Raw genomic sequence first — 20,365 nt, forward strand, 5'->3', positions numbered from 1 at the left:
AGGGGACCAGATCGCACCAAACTTACCCCGTAACCGCCTCTTCAACCGGTGGTTTCTCCAGCAGCGTCAGCATGGTGTTAGCAATCTCGCGCTCGCCCATCACCACTTTATCTGCACCGCGATCGGTAATGTACTCCACCTCGTCGTCATAGTGCGCCCGGGCGATAATCTCAATCGTTGGGCACTTCGCGCGCGCGGAGGCCACAATCTCACCCGCTTCATAGCCGTTGGGTATGGTCAGCAGCAGCCAGCGGGCGCAGTCCAGATGCGCCAGATTCATGATCTCTTCGTTCGCCGCGTTGCCCAGTACCGCACGAATACCGCGCTCGCGAAGCTCGTCGACGCGGGTGCGTGAGGTTTCAATCACCACCAGCGGAATGCCCTGCGCCATCAGCTTCTCGCCGAGCAGGCTGCCCACGCGGCCAAAGCCGACCAGCAGGGCATGATTGCAAATATCAACCGGGATCTGCTTCTCTTCTTCGATGGCTTCTTCAAGCGTCTGCTCTTCCAGCGTTTCGGTTTTATCGAGGTATTTTTCCAGCAGGGCAAACAGCACCGGGTTCAGCATAATCGACAGGATCGCCCCCGCCAGCACCAGGTTTTGTCCCGCCTGCGGCAGCAGGTTCAGGGCCATGCCCAGACCGGCCAGAATAAAGGCGAACTCACCGATCTGCGCCAGGCTGGCGGCAATAGTCAGCGCCGTCCGCGGTGAGTGGCCGAACATCCGCACCAGGAAGAAGGCGGCAAGCGACTTACCAAAAATAATGATCGCCAGCGTGCCCAGCACGGCCAGCGGCTGCTGGATCAGCACCAGCGGATCGAACAGCATCCCGACGGAGACGAAGAACAGCACGGCAAACGCATCGCGCAGCGGCAGCGTATCGTGCGCCGCACGGTGGCTCAGCTCTGACTCGTTCAACACCATCCCGGCGAAGAACGCGCCCAGGGCAAAGGAGACATCAAACAGCTCAACGGCACCAAAGGCGATACCCAGCGCCAGCGCCAGTACGGAGAGGGTGAACAGCTCGCGGGAGCCGGTCGCCGCGCTGCGGGACATGATCCACGGTACCAGACGGCGGCCCACCAGCATCATGATGGCGATAAACGCCACAACCTTACCGATGGTGATGCTCATATCCAGCGCCAGCGAGGCGAAGCCGACATTGTCTTTTTCCATCATCCCGGCGACGGCGGGCAGCAGCACCAGCGTCAGGACCATGACCAGATCTTCAACAATCAGCCAGCCAATCGCGATCTGCCCGCGCTGGCTGTCAATCAGCTGTCTCTCCTCAAGCGCGCGCAGCAGCACCACGGTACTGGCGGTTGAGAGACACAGCCCAAATACGATGCCGGTCATGAGCGACCAGCCCAGCACGGCCGAAAGCGCCATCCCAAGCAGCGTCGCCACCCCTATCTGGGCGATCGCTCCCGGTATGGCAATCGACTTTACCGCCATCAAATCCTTCAGGGAAAAATGCAGACCGACGCCAAACATCAGCAGAATCACGCCCAATTCCGCCAGCTCAGGGGCCAGTTTGGTATCCGCAACAAAACCTGGGGTAAACGGTCCCGCCAGCACACCTGCCAGCAGATAACCGACAAGAGGAGAAATACGCAGTTTATTGGCAATCATGCCGAGGATAAAAGCGAGCACAAGTCCACCAACAATGGTGGTGATAAGCGGTGTGGCGTGGTGCATTCCGTCTCCTTTCGTTGTGGGTGTTCCTTTTTGGTGAAAAACCAAAAAACCGAGTAATAGTTTATGACAATTTTTACCCTTATGTTTATGAATAATTGTTGAAGTTTGAATAAAACAGCAATATGCACGTAAAAAAGCGCATTTTGATAAATTCAGCGAGTGGAGAAAGAAGAAACCCTTATGGCATCAGGGTGTCAGGCAGCCAAAGTCAAACTTTGGCTGCCCGTAATTTACGCTTTGTGGCGGTTATCAGGCAGGAATATGGTCAACATCCCAAGAAGTGGCAGGAAAGCGCAGATTTTATAAACCAGGAAGATGCTGGTGTGATCCGCAACCATCCCTAAAACCGCTGCCCCAAGCCCCCCCATGCCGAAAGCGAAACCGAAAAACAGTCCGGAAACCATACCGATACGTCCGGGCAGCAGCTCCTGGGCATAGACCAGAATGGCGGAAAACGCGGAGGCGAGGATAAAACCAATAATCACGGTTAAAATGCCCGTCCATTCAAGGCTGGCGTACGGCAAAATGAGGGTAAAGGGCGCCACGCCGAGGATAGAGCCCCAAATGACATATTTCCGCCCGATCTTATCACCCACGGGCCCGCCAATGACCGTACCGGCCGCGACGGCGAACAGGAAGGCAAACAGGTGGATCTGCGCGTTTTGTACCGATAATCCGAATTTCTGCATCAGATAAAAGGTGTAATAGCTGCTGATGCTCGCCATATAGAAGTATTTCGAGAAAATCAGCACCAGAAGGACGGAAACCGCCAGGATAACCTTATTGCGCGGCAGGGGATTGATAACCTTCGCTTTAGGTTTTCCTTTATTCACGCGATGCTGAGCGGCATACCAGCGGCTAATCTGTGCCAGCACGATAATCGCCAGCAGCGCGGCCAGAACAAACCACGCCACGTTGCCTTTACCGTACGGGGCAATAATCACCGCGGCCAGCAGCGGGCCGAGAGAGCTACCAAAATTACCGCCCACCTGGAAAAGTGACTGCGCCAGGCCATGACGACCACCGGACGCCATGCGCGCCACGCGGGAAGACTCCGGATGGAACACGGACGAGCCTGTACCTACCAGCGCGGCGGCAATCAGCACGGCTTCAAAACTCCCGGCCATGGCCAGCAGCACCAGGCCGCTTAGGGTAAAGCACATGCCTATGGGCAGCGACCACGGCATAGGATGTTTATCCGTCCAGTAGCCCACCACCGGCTGCAGCAGCGAGGAAGCCAGCTGGAAGGTCAGGGTGATCATCCCGATCTGCACGAAGGTTAAGGAAAATTCGGACTGCAGCAGCGGGTAAATTGCCAGAATCAACGACTGGATCATATCGTTGAGCAGGTGCGAGAGACTGATTGCGCCTAAGACTTTAAAGGAGGTGCGCGACGCCGGCGCGCCCGGAACGGGCTGAGTTGATTCACTGATTGCCATAAATACCACGTTTTGTTAGCAGAAGTGCAGGGAGTAATTATTATCCGACTAACATACCCGCCCGGGACATTTGAAGAAAGTCGCAATTCTGAAAACTTATTTGTCTATTCTTATTAGTCACTGTAATTTCTGCCTTTGTCTATTGGTCAGGGAGAGAGAAGATGAAGTTAATGAAGCGGGGCGTCGCGCTGGCGCTCATCGCGGCGTGGGGGCTGGTAAGCCTGCCCGCGCAGGCGTATGAAAAAGACAAAACCTATAAAATCACCATTCTGCATACCAACGACCACCACGGTCATTTCTGGCGCAGTGAATACGGCGAATATGGCCTGTCGGCACAAAAAACGCTGGTGGATGGAATACGTAAAGAGGTGGCGGCCCAGGGCGGCAGCGTGCTGTTGCTCTCAGGCGGCGATATCAATACCGGCGTGCCGGAATCCGACCTGCAGGACGCCGAGCCCGACTTTCGCGGCATGAATCTGATTGGCTACGACGCGATGGCCGTCGGTAACCATGAGTTTGATAATCCGCTCAGCGTGCTGCGTCAGCAGGAGAAATGGGCCAAATTCCCGTTCCTCTCCGCCAACATTTACCAGAAAAGCACCGGCGAGCGCCTGTTTAAGCCGTGGGCGCTTTTTAAGCGTCAGGATCTGAAGATCGCGGTCATCGGCTTAACCACCGACGACACGGCGAAAATTGGCAATCCTGAGTTCTTTACCGATATCGAATTCCGTAAACCGGCAGACGAAGCGAAGCTGGTGATTCAGGAGCTGCAGCAAAACGAAAAGCCGGACGTGATTATCGCCACCACGCACATGGGGCACTATGACAACGGCGAGCATGGCTCTAACGCGCCCGGCGACGTAGAGATGGCGCGCAGCCTGCCTGCGGGCTCGCTGGCGATGATTGTGGGTGGTCACTCACAGGATCCGGTATGTATGGCATCCGAGAACAAAAAGCAGGTGGACTATGTCCCGGGCACGCCTTGTGCGCCAGACCGTCAGAACGGTATCTGGATTGTGCAGGCGCACGAGTGGGGCAAATACGTGGGCAGGGCGGACTTTGAGTTCCGTAACGGCGAGATGAAGCTGGTTCATTATCAGCTTATCCCGGTCAACCTGAAGAAGAAAGTGACCTACCCGGACGGGAAGAGCGAGCGCGTACTTTACACGCCAGAAATCGCAGAAAACCAGCAGATGCTCTCCCTGCTGACGCCGTTCCAGAACAAAGGCAAGGCGCAGCTGGACGTGAAAATCGGCACGCTGAACGGGCGTCTGGAGGGGGACCGCAGTAAAGTTCGCTTCGTGCAGACCAACATGGGTCACCTGGTGCTGGCGGCGCAAATGGCGCGCACCGGGGCTGATTTTGGGGTGATGAGCGGCGGCGGTATTCGAGATTCCATCGAAGGTGGAAACATCACCTATAAAGACGTTCTGAAGGTGCAGCCGTTCGGCAACGTGGTGGTTTATGCTGACATGAGCGGAAAAGAGGTCATTGACTACCTCACCGCCGTGGCGCAGATGAAGCCGGATTCCGGGGCCTATCCGCAGTTTGCCAACGTGAGCTTCGTAGCGAAAGACGGCAAGCTTAACGACCTCAGGATCAAAGGCGAACCGGTTGACCCGGCGAAAACCTACCGTCTGGCGACGTTAAGCTTTAACGCCACCGGCGGCGACGGCTATCCGCATCTTGATAATAAGCCGGGATACGTGAATACCGGCTTTATCGACGCAGAAGTGCTGAAGCAGTATATCGAGCAGAATTCGCCGATTGACGTGAATGCGTATGAGCCGAAAGGTGAGGTGAGCTGGCAGTAGCGTTGTGCGGCCTGATGCCCTAGCCTAACCCTCTCCCACCGGGAGAGGGCACGAACACAAAAAAACGGTAACGCCTGTTACCGTTTTGCTTTTACCTCGTAGCAGCCACCGGGCAATTTTCTCAATCCCGGCGCGCAATATCCGCAAACTTCGCGTCCAGCATTTTCGCCAGATCGCCCGCCGCCAGCTCAATGTCCAGCCCACGCTTGCCGCCGGAAATATAGATGGTCTCAAATTCCTGTGAAGGGGCATCGATCAGCGTCGGCAGGCGTTTTTTCTGCCCGAGCGGGCTGATGCCGCCCACCAGGTAGCCCGTGGTGCGCTGCGCCACCATCGGATCCGCCATATCCACCTTCTTCGCCCCAAGCGCTTTGGCGACTTTCTTAAGGTCCAGCTGTCCTGCCACGGGCGTCACCGCGACGGCGAGGTGCTTCATATCGCCGTTCACCGCCACCAGCAGCGTTTTATAAACCTGGTCAGCGTTCAGCCCCAGCTTGCGCACCACTTCATCACCAAAGTTGGTTTCATTCGGATCGTGATCGTAAGTGTGGATCCGGAAAGAAATGTTGTTTTTTTCGAGTAATTTAACGGCGGGAGTCATAGCTATCCTTCTTACGACAGACAATTCATGCAGCCAGCATACGCCTGACGTTTGTCTAAAAAATAGCACCATCTTGCGCAATAGTATTGGCAGTGATGGTCACTTTGAGCGACAATCGGCTCAACCGAAGGTCTCCTTCGGCATAATAAAAACGATGAAATTCCTCTTTGACGGGCCAATAGAAATATTGGCCATTTTTTTACTTCAGCAACGACGGTAAATTCCCTTCCCCGTACAAATGTAACGCCCCAACCGCCACCACGTAATGCCCCGCAGGTAAAGCATGCAGAGTCTCTCGCCAGGCTTTGTTACGCGCATTCATCAGCACATCATACAGCGATTCGCTGAACGTCGACGGTAACGCCAGCCTGCCGTCCGCGGGCGGCGCATCCAGCCACCAGCCAATCATCGTTTGCAGCAGGCGCGCGTTGGTGTGCCAGTGGGTCAGCGTATCATCCAGCAGCATCAGACCGTCGTCGGGAAGCTGCCGCAGGAGCGCAATCTGGCTGTCCGTTCCTTCCAGCTCGATGATGGGCAAACTGCGCGCCCTTGCCGCGTTCAGCAGCTGGTAATCAATGCCGTAGTCACCGCGCAGGCCCAGACGCTGCGCCTGCGTGGCCTGCAGTACCATCGCGATTTGCCACAGCGGCAGGGTATCAATCATGGAGAGCGAGACGCCCGTCTCATCGGCGACGCGCGTCAGTTCCGCAAGCCGGGTATCATCCAGACGTTCCGCCAGGGTGAGATCGCTTTCGAGCCCGGCAAACGGCGACTCCTGACCCGAAATGTCCGCCTCAACGACCAGCGCGTCGGCGTGTTTAAGCAGTTTTATCAGGCCCGGATGCAGGGGAGACATATCCTGCGTGCCCATATGGATGCTGCCGACCAGGTGCAGGTGCTGCCCGCCGGGAAGCGAGATATCCAGACCGGGCCAGGCGTAACGGCGAGGGAAAAGGGCGCGAAACGATGTTTTTATACGATGAAACAGACCCATACGCGCTCCATGAACGGAAAGGTTCATGCTAGCGCGTACGGGTACAAGGTTCAATCCTTCGGTTTAAACCGCAACAGCCGGTTGGCGTTGCTTACCACGGTAATGGAGGAGAGCGCCATTGCCGCACCCGCGACCACCGGGTTAAGCAGCGTGCCGGTCAGCGGCCACAAAATGCCGGCAGCAATCGGGATGCCGAGCGAGTTGTAGATAAACGCCCCCAGCAGGTTCTGCTTCATGTTGCGCAGCGTGGCTTTTGAAATGGCCAGCGCGTCGGCAACGCCCATCAGGCTGTGGCGCATCAGCGTGATGGCAGCGGTTTCGATGGCGACATCGCTCCCGCCGCCCATTGCGATCCCCACATCCGCCTGGGCCAGCGCCGGGGCATCGTTGATGCCGTCGCCGACCATCGCCACCTCACGACCCTGGCTTTGCAGTTTCTTGATGGCGTCCGCTTTGCCGTCCGGCAGTACGCCTGCAATGACCTCATCAATACCGGCCTCTTTTGCGATGGCGTTGGCAGTGGTCGGGTTATCCCCGGTCAGCATCACCAGACGGTAGCCCGCACGGTGCAGGCGCTGTAAGGCATCCACGCTGTCCTGGCGAAGCGGATCGCGCACGGCCAGCAGCGCGGCGGCTTTGCCATCCACCGCCAGCAGAACCGGGGTGGCGCCCTGTGACGCCTGCTCCTTCAGCTCGTTTTCCAGCGCGGCGGTATCAATACCGTTTTCATTGAGCAACGCCTGATTGCCCAGCAGCAGCGCGTGACCTTCTGCTTCACCGCTCACGCCGAGCCCGCGCAGGGTGCGGAAATTGCTCACCTGCGGCAGGGCAGACGCATTGGCTTTATCGAGAATGGCGCGCGCCAGCGGATGGCTTGAGCCTTGCTCCAGCGCGGCGGCAAGCCGAAGCGCCTGTTCTTCGGTAATGCCAGCGGTCGTAACGGCGACCACCTGTGGTTTACCTTCGGTCAGCGTGCCGGTTTTATCAAACACCAGCGTGTCCAGGGTGCTGGCCCGCTGCAGCGCGTCCGCGTCCCGCACCAGTACGCCAAATTCGGCCGCGCGGCCTACGCCGGAGATAATCGACATCGGCGTCGCGAGGCCCAGGGCGCAAGGACAGGCGATGATCAGCACCGTGGTGGCGATTACCAGGGTATACACAATCTGCGGTGCCGGGCCGAAAAAATACCAGATAGCCGCGCTCAGCAGGGCAATGCCGACCACCACCGGCACAAAAATGGCCGAGATTTTATCAGCAAGCTGGCCTATCTCCGGCTTGCTGCTTTGCGCCTGGCGCACCATGCGGATAATACGCGACAGCGTGGTGTGGCTGCCGACGGCACTGGCGGTGAACAGCACGCTGCCGTCCTGCACCACCGTACCGGCATGCACGGCGTCGCCATCTGATTTCTGCTGGGGAATAGGCTCCCCGGTCAGCATCGCTTCATCCAGCCAGGCTTCGCCCTGGGTTATCTTACCGTCAACGGGAACGCGGTCCCCCGTGGTCAGACGCAGCGTCATGCCGGGCTGAACCTCAGCCAATGGAACGCTCTTTTCCCCCTCGTCCGTGACCACGCGGGCCGTCGGCGGGGTTAAATCAAGCAATCTTTCCAGCGCTTTCGATGAGCGCTGGCGGGCGCGGGCTTCCAGCATATGGCCTAAGTTGATCAGGCCGATAATCATTGCGCTCGCTTCATAATAGAGATGCCGCGCTTCCATCGGGAACCACTGGGGCCAGACGTTCACGCTCATCGAATAGAGCCACGCCGCGCCGGTACCGAGCGCAACCAGCGTATCCATCGTCGCGGTGCGGTTTTTCAGGCTCTTCCAGGCGCTGGTATAGAAATGACCGCCTGCGAATACCATCACCGCCAGGGTAATCAGACCGATCGCCAGCCACAGGGTGCGGTTGTCAGCGGTGACCATCATATTGTCACCCATCATGCCCCACACCATCACCGGAATACCCACCAGCAGGGCGACGATGGCCTGCCAGCGGAAGCGCTTCATGGTGGCGATAGCCGTTTCCTGCTGGCGCTCGCGACGCTCTGCATCATCTTCGATGGCCTCCGCGCCGTAGCCCGCTTTCTCAACGGCCTGCACTAACTCTGCGGCGGAGGCACTGCCCATAACCAGCGCAGTACGCTCCGCAAGATTGACCCGTGCCTGGGCGACGCCCGGTACCGCCTGCAGGGCGTTTTGTACCCGGGAGACGCAGCTGGCGCAGCTCATGCCGTTGATCAGCAGCTGTTGGCTGTCGTCAATATCATCCGCTGCCGGAAGCTCAGGAGTGGCCGCTGTCAGTGCTTCCGACGGGGATGATGACTCTGCCAGCGGTTTAGCCTTTGGGTGGCTTAACTCCGCCCCGTAACCGGCCTGCTTGATGGTATCGATCAGCGCATCCGCGCTGGCGCTGCCGGTCACGGCGGCATGATCGATAGTCACGTCAGCGCTTTCCACATCAGGGCGCTGTTCCAGGCTTTCTTTAACGCGTTTGACGCAGTGGCCGCAGGAGAGGCCGTCCAGCGTCAGGTCAATAGTGTGAGACATAACAAAACTCCCGTATAATATTTTGGTCAGTTGTTGACCGGAGTAACGCTTTTCACTAACTGTTATGAAGGTTAAACCTTCCATCAAGGGGAAGGTCAAGGGGGAATTGTGAATATCAGTGATGTGGCAAAAAAAACCGGCTTAACCAGCAAAGCGATCCGCTTTTATGAAGAGAAGGGGCTGGTCACGCCGCCGCTGCGCAGTGAAAACGGCTACCGTAGCTACACGCAGCTGCATCTGGATGAGCTGACGCTGCTTCGCCAGGCAAGACAGGTCGGTTTTAATCTGGAAGAGTGCGGCGAGCTGGTTAACCTGTTCAACGATCCGAAGCGTCACAGCGCCGACGTGAAAAAACGCACGCTGGAAAAAGTGGCTGAAATTGAACGCCACATCGTCGAGCTGCAGGCGATGCGCGAACAGCTGCTGCAGCTCGCGGACTCCTGTCCGGGGGATGACAGCGCCGACTGCCCGATTATTGATAATCTTGCCGGCTGCTGCGACCGCAAAACCCACGCTTAGCAGGCTTTTATCCGCAGGGTAATGCCTTCCACCGCAATGACTTCAACCCGCGTGCCGGCGCTGAGGTCATCGTCGGCGACCACCGGCCACGAGCTGTCGCCTACGCGCATATGTCCGCGTCCGTTCACCAGCGCGGTGTCGAGGGTAAAACGCTTGCCGACAATCTGCTGTCCGCGCTGGTTAAGGTGGGCGTCCACCGGTTTCTGCTCGTTAACCCGCCGGTTAAGCCAGCGCCACCACAGCCAGGCGGCCACCAGCGTCAGCGCGGCAAACAGCGCTCCCTGCCACGCCCAGTCCAGGGGAAGGATCCAGACCAGAAGACCGGTAATGACGGCGGCAACACCGCTCCAGAGCAGGTAGCCGTTGCCGCCCAGCATCTCTGCTGCCAGCAATAAGCCACCGAGACTTAGCCAGAAGGCGTGAGGATGTGCAACGATGAGCTCAATCATTTTTTACGCTCGTTTCCGCTGTCCTTGATCAGTTCGGCGATCCCCGCGATAGAGCCCATCAGGCTGCTGGCGTCCAGCGGCATCATCACCACTTTGCTGTTGTTCGCCGAGCCAATCTCTTTCAGCGCGTCGGTATATTTTTGCGCGACAAAGTAGTTCACGGCCTGGATATCACCGGCGGCAATCGCCTCGGACACCATCTGGGTGGCGCGGGCTTCCGCTTCGGCGGAACGTTCACGCGCTTCCGCCTGCAAAAACGCGGACTGACGGTCGCCTTCCGCTTTCAGGATCTGTGACTGTTTTTCCCCTTCCGCTTTGAGGATCTCCGCCTGGCGTACCCCTTCGGCTTCCAGAATGTAGGCGCGCTTGGTTCGCTCGGCCTTCATCTGGGCGTTCATGGAGGCGATCAGCTCCGCCGGCGGACGCACGTCGCGGATCTCAATACGGGTAACTTTGATCCCCCACGGGTTGGTGGCCTCATCAACAATGTGCAGCAGGCGGGTGTTGATGCTGTCGCGCTGGGAAAGCATCTCGTCCAGCTCCATCGAGCCGAGCACGGTACGGATGTTGGTCATCGTCAGGTTGACGATCGCCAGCTCCAGATTGCTGACCTCATAGGCCGCCTTCGGCGCGTCAATCACCTGAATAAAGCACACGGCGTCGATGGTGACGTTGGCGTTATCCTTTGAGATCACTTCCTGGGAAGGAATGTCCAGCACCTGTTCCATCATATTGATCTTGCGGCCGATTCTGTCCATGAACGGGACAATCAGGCTTAAGCCGGGCTGGAGCGTGTTGGTGTAACGGCCGAAACGCTCGACGGTCCACTGATAACCCTGAGGGACAATTTTGACGCCAGCGCCCACGATAACCAGCGCAACGAAAATAAGGACGGGAACAACGATAAGCATAAAAACCTCCTGTTTTGCATGCCGTGATGAGTGAAAGTGTGTGTTTATTGCTCGTAAGTATAGGTAAAGTCAGAGATGAAGCCATCACCCGCTTCGGCAATGGCTTTGGATAATCCCTGGTAGTAATTCTCCAGCCCCAGCGCTTCGATGCGCTGGATCTGTTCGCGAATGGGGGCGCAGAACAGAACGGCATTTCCCGCCTCAACGCGTTTGTTATTCGGTGGAAGGTCGCCCGCGATGGCTTTAAACCAGGTTCTGATGCCCTGCTTTAAATTATGCGGCGCTTTTGCCAGGTTATCCATGCCCGTCAGGATCTGCAGGGTAGGGAACTCATCGGCCTGCACGGCGGTTTTCATGCGCGCAAAGAACTGGCTGAACAGCTCGAACGATCCCAGATCGGTGACGCGGGGTTTGGTCGTTTTACCGTTTTTATTGCCGATTTTGCCTGCCGCTGACGCCGCGGCCGGAACCGCATTCACCTTTTCCAGCTCCAGCCCGAATAACAAATTACAGTGCGCACGGCGCGCTTTCAGCGGGTAGGACATCAGGACCTCAATGAACCGGGTGGCTTTCACATCCGCAAGATCGTGGTTGATAAGCCACTGTGTGCGTGAAAATTCCGCCGGAGAGACGAACCAGTCCGGCACTTCATTGAAGCGTTTTGATTTGCCTTTACCGTCAAATTCAAGGAAGTGTGTCCCGTTGTCGAAGGCGAAATAGCAATTTTTGAAGCTGCCGATCGTGGTGTTCACGATGAGCGCCTTCTTAACAAAATCGACCACCTCTGCACCTATCACAAAACGCGTGAGTTCCGACGATTTGATGACTTCCATTAATGTTTCGACATCAGGAACACCAGGCTTCAGGGAAGGAAACTCATAAAAGATATGTGCCATGCTGCATACTTCCTGTAGTGATGGTGGTGACAATTTATAAACAAAAAGTTTAACACTTGCTTCAGCGTGAGGCTATTCGCGCTGTGCGGGCGAAAGGATTATGCTACAGGCGGTTATTACACGAAGCGGTTAACGGAAGCGCAATGAACGATAAAAAAAACCTTTTGCATCTCAGGGACGTCGGGTTTCGAGTCGGGGAAAACACGATCCTGCAGCACGTCGGGTTTAGCCTGTCGCCGGGCGAGTTTAAATTAATCACGGGTCCCTCAGGCTGTGGGAAAAGCACGCTGCTGAAGATTGTGGCTTCACTCCTCAGCCCGACGGAGGGAGCCATTCTGTTTGAAGGCGAGGATATCGCGTCGCTTTCCCCGGAAAGCTATCGCCAGCAGGTCTCGTACTGCGTGCAAACGCCCGCGCTTTTTGGCGATACGGTTTACGACAACCTGATTTTCCCGTGGCAAATTCGCAATAAAACGCCGGAGCCGGAAACGTTTACCCACGATCTGGCCCGCTTTGGCCTGGCGCAGGAGACGCTGACAAAATCCATCAACGCGCTGTCGGGCGGCGAAAAGCAGCGGGTCTCGCTGATCCGCAACCTGCAGTTTTTACCGAAGGTGTTGTTGCTGGACGAAATCACCAGCGCGCTCGATGACGTCAACAAGCGCAACGTTAACGAGATTATTCATCGTTACGCCCGGGAGCAGAACATTGCCGTGCTGTGGGTGACGCACGACGCTAACGAAATAACCCATGCGGATGACGTGATTACGCTCCAGCCGCGCGGCGGAAAAATGCAGGAGGCAAACCGTGGGTGAACATAACATTACCAACGAATCTCTGGCCTTTTCGATGGTGCTGGTGCTGATTGCGATTGTGGTCAGCTACCGGGAAAAGCTGGGGCTGGAAAAAGATATCGTGTGGAGTATCTGCCGCGCGGTGGTTCAGCTCATCATCGTCGGCTATGTGCTGAAGTATATCTTCAACGTTAACCACGCGGTGCTGACGCTGCTGATGGTGCTCTTTATCTGCTTTAACGCGGCGTGGAATGCGCAAAAGCGCAGTAAATACATCGATAAGGCGTTTGTTTCGTCGTTTATCGCGATTACCACCGGAACGGCGCTCACGCTGGCGGTGCTGGTACTTTCCGGCTCGATTGAGTTTACGCCGATGCAGGTTATCCCTATCTCGGGGATGATTGCGGGGAACGCGATGGTGGCCGTTGGGCTCTGTTACAACAATCTCGGCCAGCGTTTCAGCAGCGAACAGCAGCAGCTGCAGGAGAAACTAAGCCTGGGGGCGACGCCTAAAGTGGCCTCGGCGCGGCTGATTCGCGAGAGCATTCGCTCATCGCTGATCCCGACCGTGGATTCCGCCAAAACGGTGGGGCTTGTGAGCCTGCCGGGCATGATGTCGGGGCTGATTTTTGCCGGTATCGATCCGGTAAAAGCGATTAAGTATCAGATCATGGTGACGTTTATGCTGCTTTCCACGGCAAGCCTGTCGACCATCATTGCCTGCTACCTGACCTATCGGAAGTTCTACAACGCGCGCCACCAGCTGGTGGTGACGCAGTTGAAAAAGACGGGGTAATATCGGCATTTCCAGGCCCGGTAAGGCGAAGCCGCCACCGGGCTTTTTTATCAATACAACAGCGCGTAAAGCTGACGACGATACTTCGACGCCAGCGCGTCTCCGGTGCCCAGCGCGGCCAGGATCTCCTGGAACATCTTGCGCGCCTGACCGTCTGCGGCGGCTAAATCTTTTTGCAGATGGCTGAAAAGCAGCTCAAGCGCTTCTTCGTTACGCCCCACCTGATGCAGCTGCAGCGCAAGCTGGCTTGCCAGCGCGGCATCTGCCGGGTTGTCGGCTACCTGCTGCTGCAGCTGCTGAATTTCCGGGGTGTCCGCCGCCTGCTTCAGGAGCTCAATTTGTGCAACCAGCCCCTGATAGCGGGTGTCCTGATCCTGGAGCGGAACCGTTTTGAGTACGGCTTCCGCGTCTTCTGAGCGGTGCAGGGCGATCTGCGTTTCCGCCAGCAGCAGGCCAATCTGGCTGTTCTGATTCGACAGCTGCCACGCCTCTTTGAGCAGCGGCAGCGCTTCGTCGTATTTGCCTTCCTGCATCAGCGCCATGCCTTCCTGCGCTTTCAGCTCTTCTTCGCGCGGCAGCACTTTATCCAGCAGGGCGCGAATCGCCTCTTCCGGCTGCGGCCCCTGGAAACCGTCAACAGGCTGGCCGTTCTGGAACAGATAGACGGTAGGGATGGCGCGCAGGCCAAACTGAGACGCTACCATCGGCTCGGCGTCGCAGTCCAGCTTGGCGAGAATGAACTGACCGTTGTACTGGGCGGCAAGGCTTTCCAGCACCGGCGTCAGCTGCAGGCAGTGTTGGCTGCGTTCAGACCAGAAGTAGAACAGGACCGGTTTGGTCATCGACTGTTCAAGAGTCTGTTGCAGGTTAGCTTCTGTGATATTGACGATATTCTGTACGGACATGCGGCTTTCTCTTTTGTCGGTTTGTTCTTTACATGGGGATGAGCGTCGTCGCTTCAACTCAACCGCGCAAAATTTTGTCCATCATCCTGCCCGGCAGCAGGCGTTTTAACCAGCCTACGGCATGGGTGACCAGCGTTACCGGATAGCGCATTTTGGGATGGTCGCTCTCAAAAGCATGGCGCACTTTGGCCACCACCGCTTCGGGCCCGAGGGTAAAACGCGCGGCGATGCCGGGGTTCTCGACCGGTTTATCCGCCTGGGTCTGGTTCACGTTTTCGGTAAAGCGGGTGCGGATCGGGCCGGGCTCAATCAGGCTGACCTTAATGCCGCTGTGGCGTAACTCCATGCGCAGGGCGTCGGACCAGGCCTCCAGCGCATATTTGCTGGCGGCGTAGGCGCCGCGGCCCGGGGTGGAAATCAGTCCCATCACCGACGACGTCATCACGATGCGCCCTTCACCGTGCGGCAGCATCGCGGGGAGCAGACGCATGGTGAGCTGATGCACGCCGAAGAAGTTGGTCGAAAACTGCTTCTCCAGCGTTTCGCGGGTGAGGGTATCCAGCGGGCCATACACGCCGTAGCCGGCATTATTAAAGAGCCCGTACAGACGATTACCGGTCAGCGCGATCACCTCATCGGCGGCGCGCTCAACGCTTTCCGGCGAGTCCATATCCAGCAGCACGCCGGTAAAGCCCAGGCCGTTCATGCGTTCGACGTCGTCAGGTTTACGACAGGCCGCCAGAACCCGAAACCCCTGGCGCTTCAGTTCGAGCGCGCTTTCCAGGCCGATTCCACTGGAACATCCTGTAATTAAGACCGATTTTTGCATAACTTTACCTGTCAGGATCTCCGCTTAATCAGGAGTCATGTTTAACTAAAGGAGCCAGCCGCGTTGCCATCCAGTCGGCAATAAACGGCTGCGCATCGCGATTGGGGTGGATCCCGTCGTCTTGCATCCACTGGGGTTTGAGATAGACCTCTTCCATGAAAAATGGCAGCAGCGGAATATCAAACTCTTTGGCAAGCTTAGGGTAGATCGCGCTAAAGGCCTCATTATACCGACGACCGTAGTTGGCGGGCAGGCGAATTTGCATCAGCAGCGGCTGGGCGTTTGCCGCCTTGATGTCCTGCAAAATGGTACGCAGCGTTTGCTCGGTTTGCTGAGGCTGGAAACCGCGCAATCCATCATTACCGCCAAGCTCAACCAGCACCCAGCGCGGCTTATGCTGTTTGAGCAGCGCAGGCAGGCGCGATAAACCCTGCTGCGATGTATCGCCGCTGATGCTGGCGTTGATTACAGCGGTCTTGCTCTGCCATTTGTCATTGAGCAGGGCGGGCCAGGCCGCGCTGGCCGCCATGCGATAGCCTGCGCTCAGGCTGTCGCCGAGAACCAGTAACGTGTCCGCTGCCGCCGCGCGGAAGGTCATCAGAATCAAAAACAGGAAGGGCAAATGCCAGCGGAAAACAGTGTTGAAGTTCATCATCTTAAGAAGTCCGTCGGTCAGGGGGAGCACGAGCTTTCCATCCTTACCGGAGTTGAACTCGTTGTCAAACGCGCTGAAACCATCGCGCTGATTGGCGAATCCGGTTCCGGCAAGTCCACGCTGCTGGCGATTTTGGCCGGTCTGGACGACGGCAGCAGCGGCGAGGTCCACCTTGTCGGGCAGCCGCTGCATCAGCTTGATGAAGAGGCGCGGGCCGCGCTGCGCGCGCGTCACGTTGGTTTTGTCTTTCAGTCCTTTATGCTGATCCCGACCCTGAACGCGCTGGAAAACGTCGAGCTCCCGGCGCTGCTGCGCGGTGAAAATAGCCGTGAAAGCCGCGCTCACGCGAAGGCGCTGCTCGAACAGCTCGGTCTGGGTAAACGTCTTGACCATCTTCCCGCCCAGCTTTCCGGCGGTGAGCAGCAGCGCGTGGCGCTGGCCCGCGCGTTTAACGGCTGCCCTCAGGTGCTGTTTGCCGATGAGCCTACCGGCAACCTTGATCGTAACACCGGAGACCGGATTGCCGACCTGCTGTTTTCGCTCAACCGCGAGCACGGCACTACGCTTATCCTCGTGACCCACGATCCGCAGCTCGCCGCGCGCTGCGACCGTCGCCTGCGGCTGGTGAACGGCGTTCTGCAGGAGGAAGCATGATTACCCGCTGGTTCTGGCGCGAGTGGCGCTCCCCCTCGCTGCTGATTGTCTGGCTGGCGCTAAGCCTGGCAGTGGCCTGCGTGCTGGCGCTCGGCAGCGTCAGTGACCGCATGGAAAAAGGGCTCAGCCAGCAGAGCCGGGAGTTTATGGCGGGGGACAGGGCGCTGGAAAGCTCCCGCCCCGTGCCGTCGGGCTGGATTGAATCAGCGCGCAAAGAAGGGCTGAAGGTGGGGGAACAAATCACCTTCCAGACCATGACCTTCGCGGGCGACACGCCGCAGCTGGCGAGCGTCAAGGCCGTCGATGATATCTACCCGATGTATGGTGACTTACAAACCAGTCCGCCAGGGTTAAAGCCGACGCCCGGTACGGTGCTGCTGGCATCGCGTCTGATGGCGCTGCTGAACCTGAAACCTGGAGACAGTATCGACGTCGGCGACGCCACGCTGAAAATCGCCGGGGAAGTGGTGCAGGAGCCCGACGGCGGTTTTAACCCGTTCCAGCTTGCGCCTCGCCTGCTGATGAACACCGCGGATGTCGCGGCCACCCATGCCGTACAGCCGGGCAGCCGCGTCACCTGGCGCTATAAATTTGGCGGCACGCCCGCCCAGCTTGCCGCTTATGAAAAATGGCTTATGCCGCAGCTCAAACCAGAGCACCGCTGGTACGGGCTGGAGCAGGATGAGGGGGCGCTCGGTAAATCTCTGGAGCGCTCTCAGCAGTTCCTGCTGCTGTCGGCACTGTTAACCCTGCTGCTGGCGGTGGCGGCGGTGGCCGTGGCGATGGGGCACTACTGCCGCAGCCGCTACGACCTGGTGGCGATCCTCAAAACCCTGGGGGCGGGCCGGGCGCAGCTGCGCAAGCTGATTGTCGGCCAGTGGCTGATGCTTCTGGTTCTGTCAGCGCTGACCGGCGGCATAATGGGGCTGCTGTTTGAAAAACTGCTGATGGTGATGCTGAAACCGGTGCTCCCTGCCGCATTGCCGCCTGCCAGCCTCTGGCCGTGGCTGTGGGCGATGGGCGCGATGACGGTGATCTCGGTGCTGGTGGGGCTCCGACCCTACCGCCTGCTGCTCGCCACGCAGCCGCTGCGCGTGCTCCGTAACGATGTGGTGGCGAACGTCTGGCCGCTGAAGTTCTACCTTCCGGTGATTATTGCGGTGGCGGTGGGGCTGCTGGCGTGGCTGATGGGGGGCAGCACGCTGCTGTGGGCGGTGCTGGCCGGGGCGGTTGTGCTGGCGCTGCTGTGCGGTGTGCTGGGCTGGATCCTACTCAACCTCCTGAAAAGGGTGACGGTAAAATCGCTGCCCGTGCGCCTGGCGGTCAACCGACTGCTGCACCAGCCCTGGTCTACGCTCAGCCAGCTGTCGGCGTTCTCGCTGTCGTTTATGCTGCTGGCGCTGCTGCTGGTGCTGCGCGGCGATCTGCTCGATCGCTGGCAGCAGCAGTTGCCTCCTGAAAGCCCGAACTATTTCCTGATCAATATCGCGCCTGAGCAGGTTACGCCGCTGAAGGGCTTCCTGTCGGAGCATCACATCATTCCCGAGTCGTTCTATCCCATCGTTCGCGCGCGTCTCACGCAGATCAACGGCCACCCAACGGAGGGGAATAAGGACGAGTCGCTTAACCGCGAGCTGAACCTCACCTGGCAGGAGAAACGCCCTGACCACAACCCGATAACCGCCGGCACCTGGCCGCCGAAAGCGGGGGAAGTGTCGATGGAGGAGGGGCTGGCGACGCGGCTGAACGTGAAGCTGGGGGACAGCGTCACCTTCACAGGCGATACGCAGGATTTCACCGCGAAGGTCACCAGCCTGCGTAAGGTGGACTGGGAGAGCCTGCGGCCCAACTTCTTCTTTATCTTCCCGCCGGGTGCGCTGGACGGGCAGCCGCAGAGCTGGCTGACCAGCTTCCGCTGGGAAAACGGCAACGGCATGCTGACCCAGCTCAACCGGGAGTTTCCGACGGTCAGCCTGCTGGATATCGGCGCGATCCTCAAACAGGTGGGGCAGGTGCTGGAGCAGGTGAGCCGCGCGCTGGAGGTGATGGTGGTGCTGGTGACGATCTGCGGCGTGCTGTTGCTGCTGGCCCAGGTGCAGGTGGGCATGCGCCAGCGCCATCAGGAACTGGTGGTTTACCGCACGCTGGGGGCCGGAAAGCGGCTGCTGCGAATGACGCTCTGGAGCGAGTTTGCGCTGCTGGGGCTGGTGGCCGGTCTGGTGGCGGCCATTGGCGCAGAGACGGCGCTGGCGGTGCTGCAGACAAAGGTCTTCGACTTCCCGTGGGAGCCTGACTGGCGTCTTTGGTTGATCCTGCCTCTGTGCGGCGCTGCGCTGCTTTCTCTCTGCGGAGGCTGGCTCGGCACGCGGCTGTTAAAGGGCAAAGCCCTGTTCCGTCAGTTTGCCAGTTGATTTAGCACTGTGATAATTACGCGTTGGTTTTTAATTCCGGCGCGTAGTATTAAAATGGCACAAAGTGATAATACCCACTCATTTAGTAGCACAAAACATTAAAAAACCGACCACACGGCCCGATTATTTCCAGTTAATATTCACCCGCTAAATATTTAGCAGCGTGTCTATTAAGGGAAAAATAATGACTATAAAAAAATCAGCGCTGGCGGTAACGATCGGCGCGGCAGTGGCATTGACTACCTTCGCTTCTCAGGCGGAAATCACGGTTCTTAAGCAGGATCCTCAGGCGGGTAACCCGCTGAGCCGCCTGAACTTCACCGTTGGCGGCAGCATTCGTCCTCAGTTCCAGAACATGACCGGCGACGACGGTAAAAACAGCTACAAGCGTAACGGTTTTGACGGCGGTACCCGTTTCCGTTTCGCAGCAGATTACTACCTGTTTGATGACATCAGCTGGGTAAGCTACTACGAGCTGGGCGTGAACTTCCCTGCAATGTTCAACTGGGATAACCACTACAGCGAGAGCGACCACGACACGACGCGTCGTATGCTCTACACCGGTCTGAAGAGCGACACCTGGGGTACGCTGACCTTCGGCCAACAGAACAGCGTTTACTATGATGTGGTGGGTGCGAAAACCGATATCTGGGACTACGACATGATCGGTCAGGCGCCGGGTAACGGGATCAAAGGCGATTACGACGGTTCTTACCGTTCACGTAAGATGCTGAAATATAAGAAAACCGTGGGCGATGCTGACATCTACGCATCTTACCTGTTTGAAGACAGCGAATACCTGCCGGGCAACGGCCTGCGCTACAAGCGTAAAGGCGGCGGCTCGCTGGGTCTGGATTACCACCTGACCACCGATCTGACCTGGGGCGCCGCGTGGAACTACACCCGCGCGGATATGCGTAATCCGGACAACGGCGACAGCAAAACCTATGACCAGAACATCCTCGGTACTGCGCTGAGCTGGACCCCGGACAACTGGACCTTCTCCGTTGGCGGCGGCTGGTACCAGAACTTCATGACCACCAAAAAAGTGTCTGTTAACGACTACTTTGCGGGCGACGCGTGGGGTATTGAGTACTTCGCAGGTTACAAATTCCCAGTCGGTCAGTACGCGGTGAAATCCATCCAGCCTTACTTCATGGGCGACCGTATTGACTACGTGAACGGCCGTAACTACCAGCGCATCGACAACGGCGTGGGTATCAGCTTCCAGCTGGATTACGGTTTCCGCGTGGATTACGAACACGTGTTCACTTCCAGCACCGACAACCTGGGCGACATGAACCTGGTGCGTCTGCGTTACGACTTCTAAGCCGTGTTGTAGGGTGCGGCCTGATGCCCTCACCCTGACCCTCTCCCACGGGGAGAGGGAAAAAACATTAAAAACGGCAACCCAGGTTGCCGTTTTGCTTTTACCTCGCCACCCGGCTTT

At 57.9% G+C, this 20,365-nt stretch carries 18 protein-coding genes; 7 read left to right on the forward strand and 11 right to left on the reverse strand.

The features are described from left to right. Positions 1-22: 22 nt before the first annotated feature. Together ybaL and KGP22_RS05205 are read right to left on the reverse strand one after the other, a co-directional pair. Complete coding sequence (gene ybaL, locus KGP22_RS05200) at positions 23-1,699, reverse strand: YbaL family putative K(+) efflux transporter (protein WP_149366101.1); 1,677 nt, start codon at positions 1,697-1,699, stop codon at positions 23-25. 230 nt (positions 1,700-1,929) lie between these two features. Next, entirely contained in the window at positions 1,930-3,138 is a 1,209-nt protein-coding gene (locus tag KGP22_RS05205; RefSeq protein WP_223581466.1) for an MFS transporter, read from the reverse strand. A gap of 161 nt (positions 3,139-3,299) precedes the next feature. On the opposite strand from KGP22_RS05205, the gene ushA reads away from it, so the two are divergent. After that, entirely contained in the window at positions 3,300-4,952 is a 1,653-nt protein-coding gene (gene ushA, locus KGP22_RS05210; protein WP_223581468.1) for a bifunctional UDP-sugar hydrolase/5'-nucleotidase UshA, read from the forward strand. A 121-nt stretch (positions 4,953-5,073) separates the two neighbouring features. On the opposite strand, the gene ybaK is transcribed toward ushA, so the two are convergent. The 3 genes from ybaK to copA all read right to left on the reverse strand — a co-directional run bounded on the left by ybaK (position 5,074) and on the right by copA (position 9,096). After that, positions 5,074-5,553 (reverse strand): Cys-tRNA(Pro)/Cys-tRNA(Cys) deacylase YbaK, encoded by a 480-nt coding sequence (gene ybaK, locus KGP22_RS05215; protein ID WP_021241623.1) that lies wholly within the window; start codon positions 5,551-5,553, stop codon positions 5,074-5,076. Positions 5,554-5,752: 199 nt separating this feature from the next. Further along, positions 5,753-6,547 (reverse strand): TraB/GumN family protein, encoded by a 795-nt coding sequence (locus tag KGP22_RS05220; protein WP_223581471.1) that lies wholly within the window; start codon positions 6,545-6,547, stop codon positions 5,753-5,755. A gap of 50 nt (positions 6,548-6,597) precedes the next feature. After that, the gene (copA, locus tag KGP22_RS05225; protein ID WP_111963379.1) at positions 6,598-9,096 is read right to left on the reverse strand and encodes a copper-exporting P-type ATPase CopA; all 2,499 of its coding nucleotides are present in this window, start codon (positions 9,094-9,096) and stop codon (positions 6,598-6,600) included. Positions 9,097-9,204: 108 nt separating this feature from the next. Here copA and cueR point away from each other — a divergent pair, with 108 nt between their 5' ends. After that, positions 9,205-9,615: a Cu(I)-responsive transcriptional regulator gene (gene cueR, locus KGP22_RS05230; RefSeq protein ID WP_223581473.1), complete on the forward strand. Its 411-nt coding sequence runs from the start codon at positions 9,205-9,207 to the stop codon at positions 9,613-9,615. On the opposite strand, the gene KGP22_RS05235 is transcribed toward cueR, so the two are convergent. Genes KGP22_RS05235 through KGP22_RS05245 form a run of 3 tightly spaced genes read right to left on the reverse strand, consistent with a single transcriptional unit; the run spans position 9,612 to position 11,871 of the window. Further along, entirely contained in the window at positions 9,612-10,064 is a 453-nt protein-coding gene (locus tag KGP22_RS05235) for an NfeD family protein (protein WP_039023757.1), read from the reverse strand. The two genes, cueR and KGP22_RS05235, sit on opposite strands and share 4 nt — an antisense overlap. After that, complete coding sequence (locus tag KGP22_RS05240) at positions 10,061-10,975, reverse strand: SPFH domain-containing protein (RefSeq protein WP_008499312.1); 915 nt, start codon at positions 10,973-10,975, stop codon at positions 10,061-10,063. The genes KGP22_RS05235 and KGP22_RS05240 overlap by 4 nt, the downstream gene beginning before the upstream one ends. A 44-nt stretch (positions 10,976-11,019) precedes the next feature. Continuing rightward, a complete protein-coding gene (locus KGP22_RS05245) occupies positions 11,020-11,871 on the reverse strand; it encodes a hypothetical protein (protein WP_111963378.1) in 852 nt (283 codons plus the stop codon). 143 nt (positions 11,872-12,014) lie between these two features. Between KGP22_RS05245 and fetA the strand changes: the two genes are divergently transcribed. Next, positions 12,015-12,686, forward strand: a complete 672-nt coding sequence (fetA, locus tag KGP22_RS05250; protein WP_223581475.1) for an iron ABC transporter ATP-binding protein FetA — start codon at positions 12,015-12,017, stop codon at positions 12,684-12,686. Continuing rightward, positions 12,679-13,461, forward strand: coding sequence for an iron export ABC transporter permease subunit FetB (fetB, locus tag KGP22_RS05255; protein ID WP_115874387.1), 783 nt, complete (start codon positions 12,679-12,681; stop codon positions 13,459-13,461). The genes fetA and fetB overlap by 8 nt, the downstream gene beginning before the upstream one ends. 50 nt (positions 13,462-13,511) lie before the next feature. On the opposite strand, the gene KGP22_RS05260 is transcribed toward fetB, so the two are convergent. The 3 genes from KGP22_RS05260 to tesA are packed head-to-tail and all read right to left on the reverse strand — an operon-like array spanning position 13,512 to position 15,847. Further along, positions 13,512-14,366 carry a co-chaperone YbbN gene (locus KGP22_RS05260; protein ID WP_023310624.1) on the reverse strand — a complete coding sequence of 285 codons (855 nt, stop codon included), beginning with the start codon at positions 14,364-14,366 and terminating at the stop codon, positions 13,512-13,514. A 58-nt stretch (positions 14,367-14,424) separates the two neighbouring features. Next, the gene (locus KGP22_RS05265; RefSeq protein WP_111963375.1) at positions 14,425-15,195 is read right to left on the reverse strand and encodes an SDR family oxidoreductase; all 771 of its coding nucleotides are present in this window, start codon (positions 15,193-15,195) and stop codon (positions 14,425-14,427) included. Positions 15,196-15,223: 28 nt separating this feature from the next. Further along, a complete protein-coding gene (tesA, locus tag KGP22_RS05270) occupies positions 15,224-15,847 on the reverse strand; it encodes a multifunctional acyl-CoA thioesterase I/protease I/lysophospholipase L1 (RefSeq protein ID WP_111963490.1) in 624 nt (207 codons plus the stop codon). On the opposite strand from tesA, the gene ybbA reads away from it, so the two are divergent. The 3 genes from ybbA (at position 15,818) to KGP22_RS05285 (ending at position 20,245) form a co-directional block, all read left to right on the forward strand. Further along, positions 15,818-16,504 (forward strand): putative ABC transporter ATP-binding protein YbbA, encoded by a 687-nt coding sequence (gene ybbA / locus KGP22_RS05275; protein WP_223581478.1) that lies wholly within the window; start codon positions 15,818-15,820, stop codon positions 16,502-16,504. The two genes, tesA and ybbA, sit on opposite strands and share 30 nt — an antisense overlap. Then, positions 16,501-18,915, forward strand: a complete 2,415-nt coding sequence (ybbP, locus tag KGP22_RS05280) for a putative ABC transporter permease subunit YbbP (RefSeq protein ID WP_223581480.1) — start codon at positions 16,501-16,503, stop codon at positions 18,913-18,915. The genes ybbA and ybbP overlap by 4 nt, the downstream gene beginning before the upstream one ends. Before the next feature lie 184 nt (positions 18,916-19,099). Beyond that, complete coding sequence (locus KGP22_RS05285) at positions 19,100-20,245, forward strand: porin (RefSeq protein ID WP_111963373.1); 1,146 nt, start codon at positions 19,100-19,102, stop codon at positions 20,243-20,245. Positions 20,246-20,365: the final 120 nt, after the last annotated feature.

The sequence above is a fragment of the Enterobacter sp. JBIWA005 genome (assembly GCF_019968805.1).
In the GTDB taxonomy this organism is placed as follows: Bacteria; Pseudomonadota; Gammaproteobacteria; order Enterobacterales; family Enterobacteriaceae; genus Enterobacter; species Enterobacter vonholyi.